Here is a 14872-nt window from a genome sequence, read left to right on the forward strand (position 1 = left end):
GCCCGTCACCGTCCCGCGGGCCGGCGGGGCAGAACGCCGCCCCGCGCGGACGATGCACCGGCGGCCTTGCGGAGCGCCCCGTTCCGCGGGACGCGCGCCCTGATGACACACTGGCGCCATGGACGAACGCGTAATCGGCAGGTCGGGTCAGTGGGCATCGGTCGTCGGCCTCGGCACATGGCAGCTGGGCGCCGACTGGGGCGACGTGGACGACAAGGAGGCCCTGTCCGTCCTGGAGGCGGCGGCCGAGGCGGGCGTCACCTTCTTCGACACGGCCGACGTGTACGGCGACGGGCGCAGCGAGTCGACCATCTCCACCTTCCTGAGCAGCCGTCCCGATCTGCACGTCCTGGTGGCCACCAAGATGGGCCGCCGGGTGGAGCAGATCCCCGCCAACTACGTCCTGGACAACTTCCGCGCCTGGAACGACCGCTCCCGCCGCAACCTCGGCGTCGACCGCATCGACCTCGTGCAACTGCACTGCCCGCCGACGCCCGTCTACTCCTCCGACGAGGTGTTCGACGCCCTCGACACCCTGGTCGAGGAACAGCGCGTCGTCGCGTACGGCGTGAGCGTGGAGACCTGCGCCGAGGCGCTCGCCGCGATCGCCCGCCCGAACGTGGCGAGCGTGCAGATCATCCTCAACCCGTTCCGCATGAAGCCCCTGTACGAGGTGCTCCCGGCGGCCCGGGAGGCGGGCGTCGGCGTCATCGCGCGCGTGCCGCTCGCGTCCGGCCTGCTGTCGGGCAAGTACACCAAGGACACCGTCTTCGCCGCCGACGACCACCGCACCTACAACCGGCACGGCGAGGCGTTCGACCAGGGCGAGACCTTCTCCGGGGTGGACTACGCCACCGGCGTCGAGGCCGCGGCCGAGTTCGCCGCGCTCGCGCCCGAGGGCTTCACCCCGGCCCAGCTCGCCCTGCGCTGGATCATCGAGCAGCCCGGCGTCACCACGGTCATCCCCGGTGCCCGCAATCAGGAGCAGGCCCGGGCCAACGCGGCCGCCGCCAAGCTGCCGCCGCTGTCCGAGGAGACCTCCACCGCGATCCGCGACCTGTACGACCGGCGGATCAAGGACCAGGTCGAGCACCGCTGGTGACACCGGCAGAGCACCGCTGGTGACACCGGTCGAGCACCGCCGGTGACGCCCGGCGCACCATCCGTTTGAACGAACGTCGCGGCGGTTAAACGCACCGCATGACGCAGGAGGGACGGCGCACGGGGCGCGACGAGACCGAGGAGGAGCGGGCCGACCGTATGTGGGTCGAGCTGATCCAGGAAGTGCGGGTGGCCCAGACGGGCGTCCAGATCCTCTTCGGCTTCCTGCTCACCGTCGTCTTCCAGTCGAAGTACGCCACCCTCGCCCATCTCGACCAGGTCATCTACATCGTGACCGTCGTGCTGGGCGCCTGCGCGACCGGTGCCCTCATCGGTCCGGTCTCGCTGCACCGGCTGGTCGCCGGCCGCCGGGTCAAACCGCAGGCGGTGCGGCTGGCCTCCCGGATGACGTTCGTCGGTCTGCTCCTGCTGCTCGCCACCATGACCTCGTCCCTGTTGCTCGTCCTGCGGGTGGCCACGCACGACGCGTACGTTCCCTGGCTGGTCGCGGCGGTCGTCGTCTGGTACCTGGGGTGCTGGTACGGCCTTCCGCTGTGGGCCCGCCGGCATCACAGCAGCCGGCCGCACGACGTGACCGCCCGACCGGACCGGCCGACCGGACGGCGCGACTAGACGGCAGTCGACATGCGGCCAGGCCCCTGGGCGGCGGTGCGGGCCTCGAGGGCCGCGAGCCCGCGGTCGTGCACCCTGCTGAGCAGCAGCACCGACAGCACCGCGCCGATCAGGGCGCAGAACATGTCCCACTGCGTGTCCCACACGTCCCCCTGGGTGGCGAGGAAGGCGTCCGCGCCGTGCCCGCCGATCTCGGCGGCCGCCCACTCCAGCAGCTCGAAGAAGGCGCTGAAGGCGAGGCAGGCGCACACGGTCAGGGGGGCCAGCCAGCGGCTGCCGCGCAGCGGCGAGGTACGGGTCAGCAGTTCGCGCACGAGGACGGCCGGGACGAAGCCCTGCATGAGGTGTCCGAAGCGGTCGTAGGGGTTGCGGGACAGGCCGAGGGCGTCCCGCACCCAGTCGCCCGCCGGCACCTGCGCGTACGTGTAGTGGCCACCGACCGCGAGGACCAGGGTGTGCGCGGCCAGCAGCCCGCACAGCAGGCCGGTGAGCGGGAAGCGCCGCCACATCAGCACCACCAGGGGCAGTCCGGCCAGTGCCCAGAACGTCTCGAGGAACCAGGTCGCGCGGTCGCGCACGTCCCACGCGGACACGGCGAGGCCCGCGGCGGCCACGACCGCGAACACGACGGGCGGCACGCGACGCGGCACGGACGGGGCGAGGCGGTGCACTGCGGTCATGGCGGGGCTCCTTGGCCTGGGCGTCGAAGGAACCCCATCGTGGTTCCGGCCGCCGGGCGCGGGCATGAGTACCGCTACTCAGCCCCGCTGAGGATGTCCGCCAGCAGTTCGTCGACCGGGACCTCCTCCTGCCCGGGCGCCACCACCCGGTGCGTCTCGCGCAGGAACGCGGCGATGGCGGGCGCCCAGACGTACACCACCGCGTGGTGCCGGCCGCCGTCCGGGCGGGCGTCTCCGAGGAACTCCATGCGCAGCTCGCGCGACATGCCGGTGTCGACCGGCCGCAGCCGTACGTCCCCGACGCCGACCGGCCTGGCCAGGCCGTCGCCGAGCATCTCCCGGTCCAGCCGCCACCGGGCCAGCACATGACCGTCGTGACCGAACACGGCGGTGACGGCGAACGGGTCGTCGGCGTCGTAACTCAGGTGGGCGAGCACCGGACACCGGCCGGTACCGCTCGCCTGGAGCTGTACCACCAGCGTCCTGTGCACGAATGGGTTCACGCGAAGGCCTCCGAGACGTTCGGCATAGAGCCCTCTAGTACCCCTTTCACGCAGGCAATGCTCACCCGGCCGACTGAATTCCGTGCGGGCCTTGTCACACTGCGGCCCGGCAGGTCAGCCGAGCGCCTCCCGCAGGGCGGGCAGCAGGGTCTTCGCCGACCAGTCGAGGAACTCCGGCTGCGAGTCGCCCCCGATCTGCACCAGGGCGATCTCCTCGAACCCGGCCTCGGCGTAGGGGCGCACGGCCTCCACGAAGGCGTCCGGGTCGTCGCCGCAGGGGATCGAGGAGGCGACGTCGTCGGTGGTCACGAACTGGGTGGCGGACTCGAAGGAGTCGGGGTGCGGCAGCTCGGCGTTGACCTTCCAGCCGAGGCCGAACCAGCGGAACTGGGCGTGCGCCCGCTTCACCGCCGCCTCCCGGTCGGGGTCGTAGCACACCGGGAGCTGCCCCACCCGCCCCTTGCCGGTCCCGCCGTGCCGGTCGAAGGCGTCCAGCAGCCCCTTCTTCGGCTCGGTGGCGATGACCAGGTCGGCCAGCTCGCCGGCGAGCTTGCAGGAGCGCTCGCCGGAGACCGCGAGGCCGATCGGGGTCGGTTCGTCGGGCAGGTCCCACAGCCGGGCCGACTCCACGTCGTAGTGCGTGCCGTGGTGGGTCACGTGGCCGCCCTCGAACAGGGAGCGGATGATGTGCACGGCCTCCTCGAGCATCTCGTGGCGGACGTCCACCGGGGGCCAGCCGCCGCCCACCACGTGCTCGTTGAGGTTCTCGCCCGCGCCCAGCCCCAGCCGGAACCTGCCCCCGGAGAGCAGCTGCATGGTCGCCGCCTTCTGCGCCACCACCGCCGGGTGGTAGCGGATCAGCGGGCAGGTCACGTACGTCATCAGCGGGATCCGCGACGTGGCCTGCGCGGCGGCGCCCAGCACGCTCCAGGCGTAGGGGGCGTGGCCCTGCGCACGCAGCCACGGGAAGTAGTGGTCGGAGGTCACCGAGAAGTCGAAGCCCGCCTCCTCGGCCCGCACCACGTGGTCCACCAGGTCACGGGGACCGGCCTGCTCGGTCATCATCGTGTATCCGATTCGCACCATGGGAGGCGAGTCCCCGGGCTGCGGAACCGAAAACGGCCGGCCGCGCTTCATCCCCCGGCCGGGCGGAAGGTCCCCAGGAAAGCCCGCAGCGCCAGGCGGTTCGCCGCGCCGCCCCAGTCCGCCGCCGGTGTGGTGAAGCGCAGGGAGAAGCCCTGCCCGCCGCCCAGCAGGAAGCCGCGGCCGAAGGTGTGCACCCGCGCGTCTCCGGTGCCGGACAGCCATTCCAGGTCCGCGGCCCGGTGGCCCTGGTAGGTGGTGGGTACCGCGCCCGCCACCCGCCGGTAGCCGGGGAGCCGCTTGAGCTGCGGCTCGACGTCGTCGCGCCACACGGCGGCCGGGTCCGGGCCGACCCGGTCGCTGTGGGTGACGGCGAGGGTCGGGGAGCCGTCGCCCGTGCCGAAGGTGACGCGGTAGACGAGGCCGGAGGCGCGCACGGTGCTCAGCCGCCTCCAGCCGTCCGGCAGCGCCACGGAGAAGCCCTCGGGGGCGGTGTAGCGGCGGTAGCCGGCCGGGAGGGCGGCGGAGCCGCCGGGGGTGGTGCTCGGGCCGGGGCTGCCGACCTGGCCCGGCGTGTGCTGCGCGGTGCGCTCGGCGGGTGGGGCGGCGGAGGTGCCGGGCCGTGCGGGTGCCCGCCCGGCGGAGAGGCCGGGCAGGTGCTGGGTGGCGGCGAGCACGGCGGCCGCGACGGTGACGACCGCCAGCGCGGTGCCGACCGCCATCAGCCGTCGTCGGCGGCCCGCGCCGCCCCGCCGCCGGGCCGTGTACCCGCCGTGCGGCCCGGGGGCGTCGTCGTCGGGCCCGGCCGTGGCAGCGGGCGCGGGTGGGGTTTCGGGCCAAGGCGTGGGGTGCGGTGTGGGCGCGGCTTCGGACCAAGGCGTGGGGTGCGGTGTGGGCGCGGCTTCGGACCAAGGCGTCGGTGGCTGTGCAGGTGCAGGTGCAGGTGCAGGTGCAGGTGCAGGCGCGGGCTCCGGTGCGGGCGCGGGGGAGTGGGCGGGGTCCGTGGCGGTGTCGTCGTCGAGGGCGCGGGTCAGGGCCGCGCGGACCACCGGCCGGGTCAGCCGCTCGCGGGAGTTCTTGCGCAGCAGCCCCTGGACGGCCTGGGTGAGCTCGCCGGTGCGCAGCGGGGCGCGCAGCGGCAGCCGGTCCACGGCCCGCAGGGTGGCGTCGGGCCGGCCGCGGTCGCGGAACGGCGGGCGCCCCTCGACCGAGGTGTAGAGGACGGCGCCCAGGGCCCACAGGTCGGCGGCCGGCCCGATGCGCTCGTCGCGGGCCTGCTCCGGCGAGGCGTACGACGGCGCGGTGAGCCGAGGGACCAGGGTGGTGCCCGCGAGACCGAACCCGGCGACGACGGCCGGGCCCGAGTCCCGGACGAAGATCTGGCCGGGGCTCAGTTCGCCGTGGGTGATGCCCTCGTCGTGGGCGGCCTGGAGCACGTCGAGCACGTCGAGGCCGATCCGCGCGGCCCGGGCCGGGACGAAGGGGCCGGTCCGGTCGAGGAGTTCGCCGAGCGGGGCGCCGTCGATGCGCTCCGCGACCGTCCACAGGTCGCCCGCCTCCACGACGGCGTCCACCACGGTGGCGACCCGGCCCGGGCACAGCAGCCGCATGATCTCCGAGGTGCGCACGACCCGGGCCGTGGCGCGGCGCAGGGTGTCGGCGTCGCAGTTCTCCGGGAGGGCGACCTGCGAGGCCAGCAGGGGACGGCGCGCCGTCACGTCCTCGGCGTGCCACCACAGACGGTTCGTCTCCCGCGCGACGACCTCGACCAGCCGGTACCGGCCGGCCACCGGCCCGGGTGCGTGGACGTGCGGCTCGACCATGGTCATACCTCGCTGAAACCCCCGACTCGTCCTTTCCCAGAGGTACGCGCGGCCCGTGGGGGTGCGTTCAAAGAATCTTCAACTCCCGCTCCCTTCTTGCCTTTTATTCATAACCCGCGGGGGCCGGGGAGTTTGGGGAACGGATGTGCGGACTGCGATCCACCTGCGGGTAACCGACGGTAAACGTCCGGTTGTCGACGCGTTCAGAGCAGCCCGAAGCGGTCCGCCCAGCCGAACATCTCGGCGGGGGTGGTGTTCCCGCCGCACACCACGAGCCCCAGCCGGGCCCCTTCGCCGACCCGCGCCACGACCTGCCGGGCCGCCGGCAGCAGACAGCCGGCGGCCGGCTCCGCCCACAGCTTGGCCCGGTCGGCGAGGTCGAGGCAGCCCCGCACGGCCGCCTCGTCCGGCACCACCAGGACCTCCTCGACCAGCGCCGACACATGGTCGTAGGTCAGCCGGGACACCGAGGGCGCGCTCAGCGTCGTGACGAGCGAGGACACCGGGACCTGCACCGGACCGCCCGCCCGCAGCGCCGCGGCCATGGCCTCGGCGCCCTCCGTCTCCACACCCCACACCCGCACGTCCGGGTACCGGGCGCGCAGCGCGGCCGCCACACCGGCGATCAGACCCCCGCCGCCGACGCTCACCAGCACGTCCGTCGGCTCGTCGCCGGCCGGCACGTCCTCGGCGAGTTCGAGGCCCACCGTGCCCTGCGCGGCGATCACGACCGGGTCGTCGAAGGGGTGGACGAGGGTGAGCCCCTCGTCCCGCAGCCGGAGCACCAGCTCGAAGGCGCTGCCCATGCCGTCGGTCAGCCGCACCGACGCCCCGGCCTCCTCGACCAGCTCGATGGAGCGGGCCGGCGCGGTGCGCGGCATGACCACGGTCGCCTTCACGTCGAGGGCCGCCGCCATCACCGCGAGGGCGATGCCGTGGTTGCCGCCGCTGACCGCGACGACCCCGGCCGCCCGCTCTGCCTCGCTCAGCGACAGCAGCTTGGCCGTCGCCCCGCGCGCCTTGAACGAGCCGGTGCGCTGGAGCAGTTCCAGCTTGGCGGTGACCGGGACGCCCAGCAGCGCCGTGAGCCCGTGGCTCGGTACCGTCGGCGTCCGTACGACGTGTCCGGCGATCCGTCGGGCGGCGGCTTCGATGTCCGAGATGCCGATCAAGGTGGTTCACCTTCCCGGCGCGGGACTGGTGACCGCGCCGCTGGCACCCTGACCCGGCTGACCGCCCCAGGTCAACACCGTTTCACCAGGGGCGGTCCGCCAGCAGGTCGAGCAGTTGCAGCAGCTCGTCGACGGGACCGGCGGCCAGCGCCGGACGCGCGAGCAGGGACCGTGCGGCGGCGGTGTGCGCGTGGGCCTCGGCCAGCGTCGCGGCACGGCCGCCGGCCTCCTCGACCAGTGCGGCCGCCTCCTCGGCCCGGCCCGGCTCGGCCAGGAGCGCGGGCAGGTGACGGGCCGTGGGCGAACCCAGGGCGGCCAGGACCGGGAAGGTCTTCTTGCGCTCCCGCAGATCGCCGCCCACCGGCTTGCCGGTGACCGCCGGGTCGCCCCAGAGCCCGAGCACGTCGTCCACCAGCTGGAAGGCGACCCCCAGATGGCGCCCGGCTTGGTCCAGCGCGGCCACGTCCGGCCCGGACGCCCCGCCGAGTGCCGCGCCCAGCGCCAGCGCGCAGCCGAGCAGCGCGCCCGTCTTGTGCTCGGCCATCACCCGGTACTCCTCGGGCGTCACCCGGCGCGGACCGTGCCAGGGCCGCGCGGCGAACAGCAGGTCGTCGGCCTGCCCGCGGACCAGGTCGGCGAGGGCGGCGGAGAGCAGCCGCACCGCACCGGGGCCGCCCGGCGCCGTCGCGAGTACCTCCACGGCCAGGGCGAACAGCGCGTCCCCGGCGAGCACCGCGGGACCGGTGCCGTACGCCCGCCAGAGGGCCGGGCGGCCCCGCCGGGTCGCGTCGCCGTCCATGATGTCGTCGTGCAGCAGCGAGAAGGCGTGCACCAGCTCCACCGCGACCGCCGCCGGGACCCCGGCCCGCGGTTCGGCCCCGGCCGCCCGGGCGCCCAGCACCGCCAGCGCCTGCCGCACGCCCTTGCCGCCGGACGCGACGGCCGGCGCGCCGCCGACCTCGCACCAGCCGAGCGCGTACCCGGCCATCTCGGCCACCCACGGGTGCAGCCGGCCCACCGCCTCGGCGAGGGCGGGCCGCACCAGCTCCCGGCAGCCGTCGAGGAGTCCGGCCGCGGGGGGCGGTGCCTGCACCGCCGAGGGGAGGGCGGTCACCGAACGGCCTCCGTCACCACGCCGAACTCCTCCTGGGCGCGGGCCACCATCTCCCGGGCGTGCCGCAGCCCGCAGCGCTCCAGGATGCCCGCCAGGTCGGCGAGTTCGGCCGCGGTCTCGGCGCGGTCGCGGCCGAGGCGGGCCAGCGACTTGGCGAGGCCGAGGCGGGCCAGCGCCTCACCGCGCGGTTCGCTCATCGCGCGGAACTCCTCCAGCGCCAGCCGGTACAGGTCCCGGGCCTCGGGGTAACGGCCGGCGCGGTACAGCACGTTGCCGCGCATCTTGTGGTTGTAGGCGAGCGCGCTGGACAGGTTCATCGCCCGGCACGACTCCTCGGCCCGGGCCAGCAGCTCCAGCGCCCGCTCGGTGTCGCCGTCGCGGACCGAGAGGACGTCGGCGAGCCCGCGCAGCGCCCAGGCGTGCCCGCGCCGGTCCTCGGCCCGCTCGGCTATCTCCGCGGCCTCCGCGAAGAGGGCGTACGCCCGGTCGTGGTCGCCGGTGTTGCGGTGGATCTGGGCGATGCCCTCCAGCGCCCACACCGTGTGCCGGGCCTCCCCGCGCCTGCGGGCCTCGGCCAGCAGCTGCTCGTGGAGACGGGCCACGGCGGCGTAGTCGCCCTGGATGCGGCCTGTCTCCGCGAGGCCCGCGAGCGAGTAGCCGCGCACCACCACGTCCCCGCCCCGCTCGCCGAGTTCGGCCGCGAGCCCGAGCAGCCGCCAGGCCAGCGGGAAGGCCCCGCGCTGGCGGGCGAGGGTGCCGCCGCTCCACAACGCCCAGGCCATCGCGGCCGTGTCCCCGGCCTCGCGGGCCGCCCGGTAACTCGCCTTCCAGGCCCGGTCGGCGTCCCGCACCTGGCCGAGCCGCCGGTGCGCCTCGGCGACGGCCAGCCCGCACCGGGCCGCTTCGCCGGGGCTGCCCGACCGTTCGGCCTCGCGCAGCCGTTCGGTGCCCTCGGCCAGCACGTCGACCAGCGAGGAGTTCACGGACAGGGTGGTCAGGGCGCCCTGGTACTCGGGGGCGAAAGCCTTGCCGTACATGCATGCCCTTCTATACATGACGTGTATACACAGGGTGTATAGCACGCCGAAAACATGCCCTGACCCGGGGGGTCAGGGCGCGGTCTGCTGTCGGACAAGACGCGGGAACGGCCGGCGGGGTTGCCTCACGCGCGGATCACCGTGCCGGGCGGACCACCGTGCCGGCGGATCGGTGTGCCGGGCGGGTCAGTGCTGCTGGACCTTCTGGGGCGTCACCTCGCTCGGCCGCACCACGACGAACCCCTCGCCCTGGAGCATCAGCTGCATCACCTCTCCGGAACCGCCGCGCAGCATCGAGCCGATCGACTGCGAGCGGTGCAGGGAGGTCTGCAGGTGCGCGGTCCAGCCGACCACCGCGTCCGTGTCGACGTACACCGGCTGCTGCGCCGAGACCGGTATGACCAGCGGGTTGCCCTCGCAGACCAGCCCGAGTCGGCCCTGCCCGCTGAACACGCTGTTGAACACGCCGCCGCCGGCGATGCCCGAGCCCTTGACGGTCCTGATCTCGTACGACAACGAGGAGTCGAAGCACAGGACGTTGCGGCCGTTGACGGTGAACTGGTCGCCCTGCTCCACCTCGACGATGAAGCAGTTCTGCGCCTCGTGCGCGAACCAGACCTCGCCCTGACCGCGGACCACCATCAGGGGCAGGCCCTCGCCGGTGACCGCGCGCTTGAGCATGCCGCCCACGCCCTGGCCCTTGCGCTCGAACTGGAGACCGCCGCGGTGCGCGATCATCGCGCCCTGGCGGGCGTACATCTCGCCGTTCACCGCGTACTTGATGCACTTCGCGTTCTCGACGGACATCCCCGGCTCCACGGCGGGCGCCACCATGTGCTGACTGGAAAAGAGATCACCCTTCATGCGGGGCATGGTGTCCCGGACGGTGTCGTTCCGCCAAGATCACGCACCGCCCCGGTTCCGTCACCGTCCCCCGGGGTGGCGCCGGACCCCCCGCCGTCACTGTGTCAGGTCCCCTGCCCCGGCCGCGGGGAGGCGCCGGGTCTTGGCCTGCTTGCCGCAGAAGGCCGACTCCAGCACTCCCGCCAGGGTGGTGAGCACCTTCCCGTTGTTGGAGGTGGTGGCCGCGGCCGTGACGCTGCGCCTGCCGTCCTTGGTGGCGAACGCGTACGTGTAGTAGCCCTGCACCGCGCCCGTGTGGCCGTAGACCGACACACCGCAGGACAGGTCGCGGCGGCGCAGCCCGAGGCCGTACGACGTCTTGGCGTCGACCCGGGTGAAGCGCTCCATCTCGGCGAGCCGTGCCGGGGAGACCAGCTTGCCGCCGAGCAGGGCGGAGTAGAAGGTGTTCAGGTCCCGGGCGCTGGAGATGAGGGCGCCCGCGCTCTGCGCCCAGGAGGCGGTCTGGGCGGTGGCGTCGACCAGCGGAGCGCCGGCCGTGTCGGGGGTGAGGTAGCCGCGGGCGTGACGGCCGGGGATCCGGGTGTCGGGGTGGACGTAGAAGGTGTCGGTCAGCTTCAGCGGCTTCAGGATGCGGTTGTCGTACTCGGTCTTCACCGGGTGTCCGGTGAGCTTCTCGATGAGCATGCCCGCCACGACGAAGTTGGTGTTGGAGTACGCGTAGGCGGCGCCGGGCTCGTTGGTGCGGGGCTTGGCGAGCGAGAGCCGGACCAGCTGCCCGTAGGTGAAGACCTTGTCGCGTACCGCCTCGAAGCCGGCGACGCTCCGGGCGAACATGTCGTTGGTGTAGTCGTACAGGCCGCTGCGGTGGCTCAGCAGGTGCCGGACCGTGATCCGGTCGTCCGGCAGCAGCCCGGGCAGGTAGCGGTTGACCGGGGCGTCCAGGTCCAGCCGGTGCTCGTCGGCCAGTTGCAGCAGGACGACGGTCGAGAACGTCTTGGTGACGCTGCCGATGCGGAAACGGTCGTCGGTGCTGATGAGTTGCCGGGTGCCGCGGTCGGCCACGCCGCGGGCCAGCCGGTAGCTGCTGCCGTTGTCGTCGACCTCGGCCAGCGCTCCGGGCGCGCCCTGCGTCACCGCCGTGCGCAGGACCTCGATCAGGCCGGTGGCGTCGGGTGCCGGGAGCGCCGCCGACGACTCCGGGTCCGTGTGCGGGCCGGCCGCCCGGGCCGGGACCGCGAGCAGGGAGAGCGCGATTGTCCCGAGTACCGCACCCCTGGCCACCGTTGATGAGATCATCAGCTTTTCACGTCCGTTCTCGCGGCCCTTGATGCGACATCGGTCACATCCCGGCCTGGGAACCTAGGGGATGACGGGGGCGTCTCCACAGCCGACACACAGTGGGTCGGCGCGTGATCACCCTGCGGCAGTCATTTGTAAAGGATTGCCATAGAAACCCGCGAAATGGATCATTCCGGCTTTACGTGCGCATGACTGATCCGTAAGGGTTACCCCCCGGGGGCCAGACCAGCCCCCCGTGGCCCCAACGGGGCCATGTCTCAAGGCGGTTGGTGCTTCCGGCTGCCTCGAACGAAGGAACCCTGATCAGATTGCGTAGACCGCACATACGTACCGTGGCGGTCGCCGTCGCGGTGACGACGGCTGCCACGGGCCTGGCCGGTACGGCCTTCGCGGGTCCCTCCACGGGGGTGGAGCGGTCCGCCGCGTCCGCCACCTCGACCGCCACGGTGGTGGTGGAGGCGGCGCGCACCGCGGCCTTCGCCCACGCTTCGGCGACGGGTGTCTCGCACGGTGACGAACTCCACGCCCAGGACGTGCTCCTCGACCCCGAGGGCGCGCGCCACGTCCGCTTCGTCCGCACGCACAACGGACTCCCGGTGCTCGGCGGCGACCTCGTCGTCCACCTGAACCGGCAGCTGGCCTACACGGGTGTCACCCGCGCGGCCGACCACGCCGTCAAGGCGGCCACCACCAGCGCCAAGCTGACCGCCGGTCAGGCCGCGGCGAAGGCCGCCCAGGCCGCCAAGGGCGACGCGAGCAGCGCCCAGCTCGTCCTGGACGCCCGTGACGGCGCCGCCACCCTGGCCTACCAGGTGACGGTGACCGACAAGGGCAGCGCCAGCACCGTCGTCGTCGACGCCGTCACCGGCAAGGTGCGCAGCAACACCCCCGTCGCCGACGAGTTCCTGTCGCCGAAGCTGATCGACACGCTGCGCGAGCGCGGCGAGACGATCGACCCGGCCACCGGTACCGCCGCCGCCTCCGCCGGCCTGCTCGGCTCGGGCGCCTCCGGCGCGACGAGCTACCCGGCCACCGCCCACGGCACCGGCAAGACCCTCTTCGTGGGCAACGTCGGTCTCACCACCACGGCGACCTCGCGCGGCCACTACCAGCTCAAGGACCCGAGCCGGTACGGCACCGAGACCCGGGACGCCAAGGGCAAGTACACGGAGAGCTTCGGCGCCGGCACGAAGTTCACCAACACCACCAACGTGTGGGGCAACGGCAAGACCTCCAGTCGTGCCAGCGCCGCCGCCGACGCCCAGTACGGCGTCACCAAGACCCTGGACTTCTACAAGAAGACCTTCAACCGCAAGGGCATCGCCAACAACTCCAAGGCCGCCCACGCGATGGTCCACTGGGGCAGCAAGGTCGCCAACGCGTTCTGGGACCCGACCTGCAACTGCATGCTGTACGGCGACGGCGACGGCCAGATGTTCAAGAAGCCGCTCGTCGTCCTCGACGTCACCGGTCACGAGCTGACCCACGGCGTGGTCGAGGCGACCGCCAAGCTGGAGCCGACCTACGTCGACTCCGACGGCAACCAGTACGGCGAGCCCGGCTCGCTGAACGAGTCGCTCGCCGACATCTTCGGGTCCAACGTGGAGTTCTACGCCAAGAACACCAAGGACACGCCGGACTACCTGATCGGTGAGAAGCTGGGCCTGCAGCAGAAGTTCCTGCGGCGCCTGGACCACCCCTCGCTCGACAAGCTCGAGGGCACGATCGACTACTGGTCGCCGGACACGTACTACACCGAGGTGCACGCCGGTTCCGGTGTCTCCTCGCACGCCTACTACCTCCTCGCCGAGGGCAGTGGCAAGAAGACGATCAACGGCGTGAACTACAACTCGCCGACGTACAACGGCTCCACGGTCAAGGGCATCGGCCGCACCAAGGCCACCGCCATCTTCTACCGTGCGCTGACCCGCTACATGGTCTCCACCACCGACTTCCACGGCGCGCGCGTCGCGACGCTGAAGGCGGCCAAGGACCTGTACGGGGCCACCAGCACCGAGTACAAGACGGTGGACAAGGCGTGGGCCGCGGTCAACGTGACCGCCGCCAACACGCCGGCCGCCCGTCACTGACGGACGCCCGCACCACCCGTTCGACCGGATGCCCCGCCTCGTGCGGGGCATCCGCGCGTCCGGATCGATCCGGCCCCGTCCAGCCCGACTCGGCCGAGGACGGGCGACCGCTACCCGGAGGTGCGCCCGCGCGGCATCGGCGGGACGATGACCTCCGTGGAACACGCAGGCACGTCCCGGACGGTCCGCCTGGAGCCCGGCGGGTCCGTCACCATCGGGGACCACCGGTGAACGGCCGGTTCCGCTGCGCCTGCCGCGTCGCCGCCGTCCTGTTGTTCTCCCTCGCCTGCGAGTCCGTACCCGCCCGGGCCACCGCCCCGTCCGTCCGGCCCGTCCCGGCCGGGCCCGCCCCCGCCGGCTCCGGGGTGGTCACCTGGGCGGCGAGCGCGGACCGCCTGGGCGACGGCGGCGCCGACCGCGGCTACCGGCTCGTCGTGCGCACCAGCGTCGGCGGCACGGACCTGCGGGTCCGCCTGTCCAACGCCTTCGGCGACCGCCCGCTCACCTTCGACAGCGTCCACGCCGGGCTACGTGGCCGGGGTGCCGCACTGCGTCCGGGCAGCAACCGCCCGCTGACCTTCTCCGGGGCCCGGACGGTGACCGTCCCGGCCGGCGCGCTCGTGTGGAGCGACCCGCTGCCGGGGAACGTCCCCGCCGCCGTCGACCTGGTGGTCAGCCTGCACACCCCGGACGCGGCGGGACCGGCCACCGGTCACGGGATGGCCCTGCAGACGTCCTATCTCGCGACGGGGGACCACACCGCCGGGGACGGCGCGGCCGGCTGGCGGCGCACGACCGGCTCCTGGTGGTACCTCGACGCCGTCTCCGTGCGCCCGGCGGACCCCGCCACCGGCGCCGTGGCGGCGCTCGGCGACTCCCTCACCGACGGCTGGCAGTCCAGCACCGACCTGGACCGGCGCTGGCCCGACTACCTCGCCGGACGCCTGAGCAGGGCCGCCGGCACGACGGTCAGGGGCGTCGCCGACGAGGGGATCTCCGGCAACAGGGTGCTCGCCGACGGCTCAGGGCCGAGCGCCCTGCACCGGCTGGACCGGGACGTCCTCTCGCTGCCCGGCGTGCGCACCGTCCTGCTCTTCGAGGGCGTGAACGACCTCAAGGCCCACACCGGCGTCAGCGCGGCCGACCTGGTCGCCGGCTACCGGCGCATCGCCCGGCGGGTGCACGCGGCCGGCAAGTGCCTGGTCGTCGCGACCGTGAGCCCGTTCAAGGGCTGGCCCGAATGGGACCCGGCGGCCGAAGCCGTACGCCGGGACGTCAACCGGTTCCTGCGCACCAGCGGGGACTTCGACGCGGTCGCCGACTTCGACCGCGCCCTGCGCAGCCCCCACGACCCCGAACGGATCAGGCCCCACCTGGACAACGGCGACCACCTGCACCTCGACGACCAGGGCATGCGCACCCTGGCCGACGCCGTCCCCCTGCACAGCCTCGGCTGCCGACGCTGACCGGTGC

The 14872-nt window shown here is 73.4% G+C and carries 13 protein-coding genes; 4 read left to right on the forward strand and 9 right to left on the reverse strand.

The annotated features are described in order from the left end of the window. Positions 1 to 118: 118 nt before the first annotated feature. Together V7E45_RS01610 and V7E45_RS01615 are read left to right on the forward strand one after the other, a co-directional pair. The gene (locus V7E45_RS01610; RefSeq protein WP_333772219.1) at positions 119 to 1102 is read left to right on the forward strand and encodes an aldo/keto reductase; all 984 of its coding nucleotides are present in this window, start codon (positions 119 to 121) and stop codon (positions 1100 to 1102) included. A gap of 98 nt (positions 1103 to 1200) precedes the next feature. Then, on the forward strand, positions 1201 to 1734 hold the full coding sequence (locus tag V7E45_RS01615) for a DUF6328 family protein (protein ID WP_333772220.1): 534 nt from the start codon (positions 1201 to 1203) through the stop codon (positions 1732 to 1734). Here the strand turns inward: V7E45_RS01615 and V7E45_RS01620 are convergent. The 9 genes from V7E45_RS01620 to V7E45_RS01660 form a co-directional block, all read right to left on the reverse strand. Then, positions 1731 to 2414: a DUF2238 domain-containing protein gene (locus V7E45_RS01620; protein ID WP_333772221.1), complete on the reverse strand. Its 684-nt coding sequence runs from the start codon at positions 2412 to 2414 to the stop codon at positions 1731 to 1733. The two genes, V7E45_RS01615 and V7E45_RS01620, sit on opposite strands and share 4 nt — an antisense overlap. Positions 2415 to 2488: 74 nt before the next feature. Then, on the reverse strand, positions 2489 to 2917 hold the full coding sequence (locus V7E45_RS01625; RefSeq protein ID WP_333772222.1) for an SsgA family sporulation/cell division regulator: 429 nt from the start codon (positions 2915 to 2917) through the stop codon (positions 2489 to 2491). A 114-nt stretch (positions 2918 to 3031) separates the two neighbouring features. Next, a complete protein-coding gene (locus V7E45_RS01630) occupies positions 3032 to 4003 on the reverse strand; it encodes an LLM class F420-dependent oxidoreductase (RefSeq protein ID WP_333772223.1) in 972 nt (323 codons plus the stop codon). Between the two features lie 47 nt (positions 4004 to 4050). Next, complete coding sequence (locus tag V7E45_RS01635) at positions 4051 to 5829, reverse strand: serine/threonine-protein kinase (protein WP_333772224.1); 1779 nt, start codon at positions 5827 to 5829, stop codon at positions 4051 to 4053. A gap of 197 nt (positions 5830 to 6026) precedes the next feature. Beyond that, complete coding sequence (locus tag V7E45_RS01640) at positions 6027 to 6995, reverse strand: threonine/serine dehydratase (RefSeq protein WP_333772225.1); 969 nt, start codon at positions 6993 to 6995, stop codon at positions 6027 to 6029. A gap of 82 nt (positions 6996 to 7077) precedes the next feature. Then, a complete protein-coding gene (locus V7E45_RS01645; RefSeq protein ID WP_333772226.1) occupies positions 7078 to 8109 on the reverse strand; it encodes a polyprenyl synthetase family protein in 1032 nt (343 codons plus the stop codon). Then, positions 8106 to 9146 (reverse strand): tetratricopeptide repeat protein, encoded by a 1041-nt coding sequence (locus V7E45_RS01650; RefSeq protein ID WP_333772227.1) that lies wholly within the window; start codon positions 9144 to 9146, stop codon positions 8106 to 8108. The genes V7E45_RS01645 and V7E45_RS01650 overlap by 4 nt, the downstream gene beginning before the upstream one ends. Before the next feature lie 186 nt (positions 9147 to 9332). Next, positions 9333 to 10010: an AIM24 family protein gene (locus V7E45_RS01655; protein ID WP_333772228.1), complete on the reverse strand. Its 678-nt coding sequence runs from the start codon at positions 10008 to 10010 to the stop codon at positions 9333 to 9335. Positions 10011 to 10106: 96 nt separating this feature from the next. Further along, entirely contained in the window at positions 10107 to 11306 is a 1200-nt protein-coding gene (locus V7E45_RS01660; protein WP_333772229.1) for a serine hydrolase domain-containing protein, read from the reverse strand. A 335-nt stretch (positions 11307 to 11641) separates the two neighbouring features. Here V7E45_RS01660 and V7E45_RS01665 point away from each other — a divergent pair, with 335 nt between their 5' ends. After that, positions 11642 to 13399, forward strand: a complete 1758-nt coding sequence (locus tag V7E45_RS01665; RefSeq protein WP_333772230.1) for a M4 family metallopeptidase — start codon at positions 11642 to 11644, stop codon at positions 13397 to 13399. Between the two features lie 227 nt (positions 13400 to 13626). Beyond that, positions 13627 to 14865 (forward strand): SGNH/GDSL hydrolase family protein, encoded by a 1239-nt coding sequence (locus V7E45_RS01670; RefSeq protein ID WP_333772231.1) that lies wholly within the window; start codon positions 13627 to 13629, stop codon positions 14863 to 14865. The last annotated feature ends 7 nt before the right edge of the window (positions 14866 to 14872 follow it).

The sequence above is a fragment of the Streptomyces sp. IBSBF 3136 genome (genome assembly GCF_036815105.1).
GTDB lineage: Bacteria > Actinomycetota > Actinomycetes > Streptomycetales > Streptomycetaceae > Streptomyces.

What these genes read in the sequence shown, in the direction of transcription:
- V7E45_RS01610 (WP_333772219.1), top strand. Translation starts at nt 119, where the DNA reads ATGGACGAACGCGTAATCGGCAGGTCGGGTCAGTGGGCATCGGTCGTC.
- V7E45_RS01615 (WP_333772220.1), top strand. Translation starts at nt 1,201, where the DNA reads ATGACGCAGGAGGGACGGCGCACGGGGCGCGACGAGACCGAGGAGGAG.
- V7E45_RS01620 (WP_333772221.1), bottom strand. Translation starts at nt 2,414, where the DNA reads ATGACCGCAGTGCACCGCCTCGCCCCGTCCGTGCCGCGTCGCGTGCCG.
- V7E45_RS01630 (WP_333772223.1), bottom strand. Translation starts at nt 4,003, where the DNA reads ATGGTGCGAATCGGATACACGATGATGACCGAGCAGGCCGGTCCCCGT.
- V7E45_RS01635 (WP_333772224.1), bottom strand. Translation starts at nt 5,829, where the DNA reads ATGACCATGGTCGAGCCGCACGTCCACGCACCCGGGCCGGTGGCCGGC.
- V7E45_RS01650 (WP_333772227.1), bottom strand. Translation starts at nt 9,146, where the DNA reads ATGTACGGCAAGGCTTTCGCCCCCGAGTACCAGGGCGCCCTGACCACC.
- V7E45_RS01655 (WP_333772228.1), bottom strand. Translation starts at nt 10,010, where the DNA reads ATGAAGGGTGATCTCTTTTCCAGTCAGCACATGGTGGCGCCCGCCGTG.
- V7E45_RS01660 (WP_333772229.1), bottom strand. Translation starts at nt 11,306, where the DNA reads ATGATCTCATCAACGGTGGCCAGGGGTGCGGTACTCGGGACAATCGCG.